Source organism: Vibrio anguillarum (genome assembly GCF_003390515.1).
Lineage (GTDB): Bacteria > Pseudomonadota > Gammaproteobacteria > Enterobacterales > Vibrionaceae > Vibrio > Vibrio anguillarum.
In genome coordinates, this window is the sequence record NZ_CP031478.1 from 960707 (window position 1) to 961265 (window position 559).

Consider the following 559-nt stretch of genomic DNA (forward strand, 5'->3'; position numbering starts at 1 on the left):
CCCCTTAACCGGGCGTTAGCATGCAGAGGTAGCATGAAAAAAATCCTTATCATCGGAAACTCTGGTTCAGGTAAAAGTTGGTTGTCAGGACAGTTATCAAAGAGACTTAGACTAAAAGAAGTTCACTTGGATTCAGTTGTTTGGGAACCTGGTGGCTATAACCAGAAACGCTCTCCTGAAACGATAAAAAGTGAACTGGTAAAATTGAGTATGGATCCATCTTGGATTGTTGAAGGTGTATTTGGTGCTTTAATAGAAGAGTTGATCCCACATGCGGACACTTTGTTGTTTTTGGATCTAAATTGGGCAGTATGTAAGGCTTCGTTACTTGCTCGTGGTTCAGAAAGTTCAAAGCAACTTGATGTAGTAGAAGCCGATAAAAATTTCAAAGAACTACTGACTTGGGCGTCTGAATATTCGATTCGTACATCAAAAACTTCAAGACAGTTCCATGATTATCTTTTCAGCAATTTTTCTGGTACTAAAGTGCGTTTTACATCACGTTTGCAGGTTGGTTCTTTTGCAGCGGGAACAGCATGCTAACAAACGGCTCAAGAGG

General features: G+C 40.4%; 1 protein-coding gene. It reads left to right on the top strand.

Annotation, left to right across the window (positions count from 1 at the left end; translation table 11 throughout):
* A partial coding sequence (locus DD616_RS04010; RefSeq protein ID WP_231140442.1) for a P-loop NTPase family protein occupies positions 1-543 on the top strand: 543 nt, incomplete at its 5' end.
* Positions 544-559 lie beyond the last annotated feature (16 nt).